Genomic DNA, 6,216 nt, shown 5'->3' on the forward strand with positions numbered 1-6,216 from the left:
TGTCGCGCAGATCACGCTGCAGCGAACGACTGTCCACTTGAAAGCCACGCTCACGCAGCTTTTCCAGCAGCACCGGGGTAGCGATCCTACCCGGGCTGCGGGGAATCAACTGCAGCATGGTCAGGTAGCGGAATAACGTTTCACGAATTTCAGACATGACACTTCCTTGTGCGAGGGCTAATTATGGTTCACTTCAGCATAACTATCTCATTTAAAAGTATCACGTTATGTAATTAAAAAGCCTGGCAGGCTGCCTGAAGAATCCAGGGGTGTTTGGCAATGGTGCGCCGCCTGTATCGCTTGGTGCTGCCACCCGCTTTCGACCTGTTCGTTCAACGGTTGCGGCCGATAGTCAGGATCGGTGGCGCGCTGCCAGGCGTTCGGCAGGGAAGAGCTGGCCAAGGGGAGGCAAGGCAGTTGATCAAGGCTGACCTCTCTTTCCAGCGCAGGATGCCCGCTGAGCCAGTCGTAGACGTCGTTGGCCGACTGTTTCATGCGCGAAGGAAACAGCACCGTGTCCTCGCAGACAGGAAATCCTTGAAGCATCAAGAGCGCATTGACTTCATGGTCGCAGGCCAGGTGCCACCGGTGGCCATCCAAATGAGGCTTCTCGTGCAAGTGGCCAGCGACGCAATGCCAGACCAGATGGGCCTGTAAAAAGGCGCGAGTGGTGGCATTTAACCCAGCGCTGTAAGCCGCGTTGAAAAACAATGACTGACCATCCGTAGTCGCAGTGGCGAGGCGGTCATCAAGCACCGGCACCAGTGCCAGGCCATCCGCAAGCATTGCCATTAACGGGTGGTCCCGACGCCAGGCGTCACGATCAGCTTGCCATAAGGTCAGTTGTTCATTTTTGATACAGGGGATATCTGAGAGAACTGGCTTCATGTCGAGGACCTGGCATTGTGCGGTGAACATACTGGCTCCTGGTGCTTCCCGTGAGAACACCTCCACCATGACAGGGCCTAACGACAAAACGCGTCGGATAACCCTGATTATCCACGCGCTTGATAAAGCGCGCCTGCTGCATTGTGATTACCCAATATGTTATTGCCGTGGCATTACGATGTGAGTTTTCCGAGTCACCCAATGTTTCTCTGCCCGTAATAGGCTTTACAGCTTTCTTGGTCCAGTGCTAATCTAAAATCGCTGAGGCAAATTCCTCAGCCGGGTTTTGGCGACCCGTAATATCCAAGAAGCACAAGCGTTGCTACCATGGTAGGCGCTGTTTTTGTGTCTGCCATGATTATGGCGGTCGTGCGTGGGAGACATTCGTGTCTGCCGGTCCTCTTGGATACCGGTTCGCCAACCTGCGTACGGCCGCCCCCATCACTGTATTGGCGACAGTGGGGGCGGCTCCGATAAATCCAAGGAGCTGTTTTATGTCAACTTTCTTTCCTTTCCGTAGCCTTCGGGCTTGTGCTGCTGCCCACCGTGCCATGGCACGTGCCGCTCTCTTCTCAGATAGCATCCTCCGTGTTCGCTATCAGCGCTATCAACGTCATATGCAGAAGCCCCTTGTACTGGATGCCAAAGCCGCGTCATCAACGCGTTCTGTCCTTGTGCAGGAGGTGCGCTCATGAGCCGTCAATATATTCATCCCGTCGCGGAGGCACCGCTACAGGACTTGCTAAAACACAAAGCTGCCAATGGCGAAACGTTTACGGTATGTGAGCTCCGCGACCGTCTTGGCGAGCGCCCTGAATTTGCTGACTTTGATCCGAAGCGTTTGTGTAAGTACGTGCGTGAACAAATTTATAAGCGGGTGGAGCAAGGCGTTGTTGAGCAAGTGGGTACGAAAGGCAAGTGCCGCAAGGTGTTTCAACTGACCGCTGTGGTTAACGCAGGTCTTGAGGAAATGCCTCACGACACAACATGCGACGCCAACGTTACTATGTCGCTTGTCACGCAACTCAACCGCGACAGTGACGCGCTGCGTGACAAAATGGAGGCGCACATGCAGCAGTTGCAGACGTTAAAAGAGATGGCGACGCAGTACCCGGATATTCGTGACACGATCGCTTCGCTTTTCGACGAAAAAGAAGCGCAGGCAAAGGCACTGAACGAAAAGCTGATCATATACGCAGAAGTCCGGCAGCGGCTGGTTCAGCAGGGAGGTAAGGCATGAAACTCCCCGACATCCAGTCTTCCCCGCACCTGCCGCTGCGCGATTGGCAACAGCGCTGTCTGACTCAGGCACTCCAGCAATTGTCGCCTTTTCAACCGCATTTTCTCTGCCAGGCCACGCCGGGCGCGGGGAAAATGTTGATGGCAGCGGTGTTAGCCCATCAGCTGCTGGAACGTGGTGATGTGGATTTTGTGCTGTATCTTGGGCCGAGCAAGGAGGTGATCAGCCGTGCCGAGCAGACACTCGCCGAGGTTACGGGTCTTATGATGAACGGCAAGCTGGGCGCGCGGGGCGGCTGCTACACCTATCAGTCGCTTTGGTCGCGTTTGCCCGTGTTCCAACAGCTGGGCGCGCAGTATCGCGTTTTGTTGATCTGGGACGAGAGCCATCATGCCGGGCGGCTGCCCGGCACCCAGAAGGGTGCTAATGTCTGGGGGCAGGCGCTGTTGATCCTGGAGCGTTGTGTCACTTATACCCTGGCTTTGTCGGGCACTCCTTGGCGCACCGATGGTAAATGTCTGCCGCTGCTGCGCTATCTGGATGCACAGGTGAGTGTCGACGACGAGGAGGATGATTCGGCGCTCAAGCAGCGTTTGGTTCCGGATTTTGTCTACACGCTACAAGAGGCCGTGCGTGATGGTGTGTGCCGGACGCCGTACATCTGGCTGATTGATAATTCGCACATTCAACTGACGATGACCCACGCCAAGGGCAAAAAGCCACCCAAGCAAAAGCGATTTTCCAGCATTCCCCACCTGCTTCGCCATCCCGGAATCGGTTATGCGGATCTGCTGCGCCATGAAGCCCCCATGGCGCGTGTCTTAACGCAAGGCGTCGCCAAGCTTGCAGCGTTGCGCCAAGCGCAGACGAGTGCCGGCGGCCTGGTGGTGGCCTCCGATATTGAGCATGCCGAGGAAATCGCTGAGTGGCTAAAGGGCCAAGGCGAAGACGTCTGCCTGGTTACCAGCCAAACCCCCAATGCGCATGCCAAGCTGCAGGCATTTCGGGAATCCTCTCAAGCGTGGGTAGTGGCCGTCGGGATGATCAGTGAAGGCGTGGATATTCCACGTCTGCGCGTATGCTGCTACCTGAGCCGGATTCGCACCGAGCAATATTTTCGCCAGGTACTCGGGCGCATCATCCGGCGCATGGGGCTGCATGACGATGACTGCTACCTGTTTGTCGTCAACGAGTCGTTGTTGTGTCGCTATGCTGAGCGCATCGCCGATGACTTTCCTGATGATAACGCAGTGGTCAGGGTGATCCCGCTGGAGGTAGCCTCGCCAATGCCCGGCTATGGCAACACCTCGCCGGTGATGCCGCTTGATAGCGTCACACTCGTCGAGGAGGCCATCCCGGCATCGGTCACCGAGGTGGCGGGTATCGCGTTCGGAACGTCGACGGCAACAACCGCCACTTCAACCGTGTCATCGCAGTGGGAACACGACGTTGCGTACTCCCAGCGATTTAGCAAGCATCTGGCCACCCTGGAACTTTGACGATGACATCGCCACGCAGAAGGAAGCGGCGTGGCGGTTTTCTCAGAAAGGGATAAAGACTTACGCCTATGTACGCCATGGCTTACAGACATTCCGCCTTGCTCCTGCCACGCTGAATGTGTGACGCCATACGCACGGCTCTGCCAAGAGCTGTAATCGGGGCGCGTCACGCAAGGATGCGGCCAAGGATGGCCAGCCCTCAATGAAGTGAAAGCTAGGAGACTGTCGGATTAAGGGACGCGAATCGCAGAAGCAGCGTCCCCTCGTTGATTTTTCCGTAGGGTAAGCGACCTGCGGTTGGAATGGCGCTTTCGTCTTCTACGGCCTTGTCTTGTGCCGTCTCTTGGCTTCTGCTGGGCGTGTTTGATGTTCCAGGCCATGGTCGTCAGCCGCCATTCGCCGCTGACCTTGTCGAGACCGCGCAGCGAGACCTGCCGAAATCCCATCACGTGCTTGATGATGCCAAAGACCGGTTCCACCGTGTGCTTGCACAGCGCATACAACGCGCGTCCCGCCCGGGTCTTCAGACGATGCGCCCGGTGCGTGAGGTGACGCTTCCCCTTACAGGATTCCACAAAGAAGGTTTCATCTACCTCGATAATGCCGGACAAGGCATTGCCGTTGGCACTGGCGTTCTCTTTCAGAAACGGTGACGCCAGCGGAAGGCCGTCTTCAAATCGATCCCCACTCGGGCTGCCGAGACGCGTAATGTCAGGCTGTCGCGCATGCAGCGCAAGTAATCAAACCATTTGTCACGATGATGCAATCTGGCCAAGGGTGTCCCCGTGAGGGAATTGAACGTTTTGCGGCACGCGGGACTCCGGCACCGATACCGCGGCAAACCACCGGCACGCCCCCATTTGACAGGATGCTCATGGCCGCAGTGGGGGCATGGGGGGGTAGGACCTTACCGTCGCGATCAGAGTGTCCGCTTGGGCGTTGATTTGCTCAAGCAGCTGATTGGATATGTATTTTTGAGATTGACAGGGAGGCGAGCCAGTGTCTGCTCGAGAGCGTTGAGGTCTGAGCGCTTCATGGTGTACTCCAGAGGAAACTGGATATACAGTAGTTTATACAGTGTTTTTAGAGTACGCCAACAACAGATACCAACATAGCCATATAAATACCGTTATGGAGATTCGCCTTATGACGACAACCGCTTCTTTGATGGGCACCGCGGCTCTGTGCCCAGTGCCGCAGCCGTTGCCTATGTTCGCCAGTGCTGTGCGAGCCGGCTTCCCGAGTCCAGCTGATGATCATTTGGATGCTGACATTGATCTTCACCGCCACGTCGTAAAGCGGCCGGCAGCGACTTTCTTTGTGCGTGCGGAGGGTGACTCCATGCTTGGAGACGGCATCCACCATGGTGACCTGCTGGTGGTGGACCGAAGCCTGGAGCCGTTGCACGGTCGCGTTATTGTTATCGCGGTAGACGGCGAGCTCACCGTGAAGCGGTTAGAGCGTGTCGGGCAGTGCGCCTACTTAAAGGCCAGCAACCCCGCCTACAAGCCGATTCCCCTGGAGGGGCGTGAATCGCATGTCTGGGGCGTCGTCACCCATGTCCTGCACAGTTTGCCGGGTGCCACGCCGCTATGATCGCCTTGGTCGATTGCAACAACTTCTACGTCAGCTGTGAGCGAGTGTTTAACCCATCGCTTGAAGGGCGCCCGGTCGGTGTGCTCTCGAATAATGACGGCTGCATTATCGCCCGTTCCAATGAGCTAAAAGCCCTTGGCGTAAAGATGGGCACAGCGATGCACTTGGTGCCCCCGTTTATCCGACGCCAATCGACGCTGCTATCGAGTAACTATGCGCTTTACGGGGATATGAGCCGTCGCGTGACAGAGGCACTGACAGAGTTTTCGCCGGATGTGGAGATGTACTCCATCGACGAAAGCTTTGTCGGGTTCCAAGGCTTTGATCCCACGACCCTGGAAGCCTATGGGCAACACTTACGCGAGACCGTTCGGCAATGGACAGGGATTCCCGTCTCGGTCGGCTTCGCTCCCACGCGAGTGCTAGCCAAGCTCGCGAACCATGCCGCTAAAAAGCATCCTGGCTACCGTGATAAAGGCGTCTGCAAACTGGAGACCGATAGCCCAGCGACTCAGGCCTTGCTCAAGCAGTTGCCGGTTACCGAGCTATGGGGAATCGCTCGACGTACTGGCGAGCGGCTACGGCTGATGGGAATAGAAACCGCTTGGCAGCTCCGTGAAGCAGATCCCAAACAAATCCGGCGTCACTTTAGTGTGGTGCAAGAGCGCATCGTTTGGGAATTGCGCGGCCAACCTTCTATCCAGCTCGATGATATGAGCCAACCCAAACAACAAATTATGGTTTCTCGTTCGTTTGGCCAGCTCACAAACAGCCCACATGATCTTCGAGAAGCGCTTCGCCAGCATGCCATGAGAGCGGGTGAGAAATTACGCAAGCAGGGAAGTGTTACCAGTACAGTGATGGTGTTCGTGCGTAAGCGTCCCGCCATCTGCATCTATTGAAGTCGCCTTGAAGCCTTGATCATGGCGTGGTGTTCACCACCATCTCAGATCGAATGGAGGCTTCATGTCCCAGATTCCCACCACCTTGAAA

5 protein-coding genes and 2 pseudogenes are annotated in these 6,216 nt (G+C 56.3%); 4 read left to right on the forward strand and 3 right to left on the reverse strand.

Translation table 11 applies throughout. The annotated features are described in order from the left end of the window. Positions 1-225: 225 nt before the first annotated feature. Positions 226-918, reverse strand: a complete 693-nt coding sequence (locus tag DU506_RS20420) for a DUF2201 family putative metallopeptidase (RefSeq protein ID WP_181870840.1) — start codon at positions 916-918, stop codon at positions 226-228. Between the two features lie 661 nt (positions 919-1,579). On the opposite strand from DU506_RS20420, the gene DU506_RS20430 reads away from it, so the two are divergent. Together DU506_RS20430 and DU506_RS20435 are read left to right on the forward strand one after the other, a co-directional pair. Continuing rightward, positions 1,580-2,128: a hypothetical protein gene (locus tag DU506_RS20430; protein ID WP_114488690.1), complete on the forward strand. Its 549-nt coding sequence runs from the start codon at positions 1,580-1,582 to the stop codon at positions 2,126-2,128. Continuing rightward, positions 2,125-3,627, forward strand: a complete 1,503-nt coding sequence (locus tag DU506_RS20435; RefSeq protein WP_114488691.1) for a DEAD/DEAH box helicase — start codon at positions 2,125-2,127, stop codon at positions 3,625-3,627. Before DU506_RS20430 ends, DU506_RS20435 begins: the two co-directional genes overlap by 4 nt. A 362-nt stretch (positions 3,628-3,989) precedes the next feature. Here the strand turns inward: DU506_RS20435 and DU506_RS20440 are convergent. Together DU506_RS20440 and DU506_RS20445 are read right to left on the reverse strand one after the other, a co-directional pair. Further along, positions 3,990-4,160: pseudogene (locus DU506_RS20440) on the reverse strand (transposase); the annotation flags it as partial. Continuing rightward, positions 4,155-4,663: pseudogene (locus tag DU506_RS20445) on the reverse strand (transposase); the annotation flags it as partial. The pseudogenes DU506_RS20445 and DU506_RS20440, both read right to left, overlap by 6 nt. Positions 4,664-4,773: 110 nt before the next feature. On the opposite strand from DU506_RS20445, the gene DU506_RS20450 reads away from it, so the two are divergent. Continuing rightward, entirely contained in the window at positions 4,774-5,223 is a 450-nt protein-coding gene (locus DU506_RS20450; protein ID WP_114488692.1) for a LexA family protein, read from the forward strand. Then, positions 5,220-6,125, forward strand: a complete 906-nt coding sequence (locus DU506_RS20455; RefSeq protein WP_235825843.1) for a Y-family DNA polymerase — start codon at positions 5,220-5,222, stop codon at positions 6,123-6,125. The genes DU506_RS20450 and DU506_RS20455 overlap by 4 nt, the downstream gene beginning before the upstream one ends. Positions 6,126-6,216 lie beyond the last annotated feature (91 nt).

The organism is Vreelandella rituensis (assembly GCF_003336665.1).
Lineage (GTDB): Bacteria > Pseudomonadota > Gammaproteobacteria > Pseudomonadales > Halomonadaceae > Vreelandella > Vreelandella rituensis.

Coding starts and splice junctions, on each gene's coding strand:
- DU506_RS20420 (WP_181870840.1), bottom strand. CDS start 918: ATGTTCACCGCACAATGCCAGGTCCTCGACATGAAGCCAGTTCTCTCA.
- DU506_RS20455 (WP_235825843.1), top strand. CDS start 5,220: ATGATCGCCTTGGTCGATTGCAACAACTTCTACGTCAGCTGTGAGCGA.
- DU506_RS20430 (WP_114488690.1), top strand. CDS start 1,580: ATGAGCCGTCAATATATTCATCCCGTCGCGGAGGCACCGCTACAGGAC.
- DU506_RS20435 (WP_114488691.1), top strand. CDS start 2,125: ATGAAACTCCCCGACATCCAGTCTTCCCCGCACCTGCCGCTGCGCGAT.
- DU506_RS20450 (WP_114488692.1), top strand. CDS start 4,774: ATGACGACAACCGCTTCTTTGATGGGCACCGCGGCTCTGTGCCCAGTG.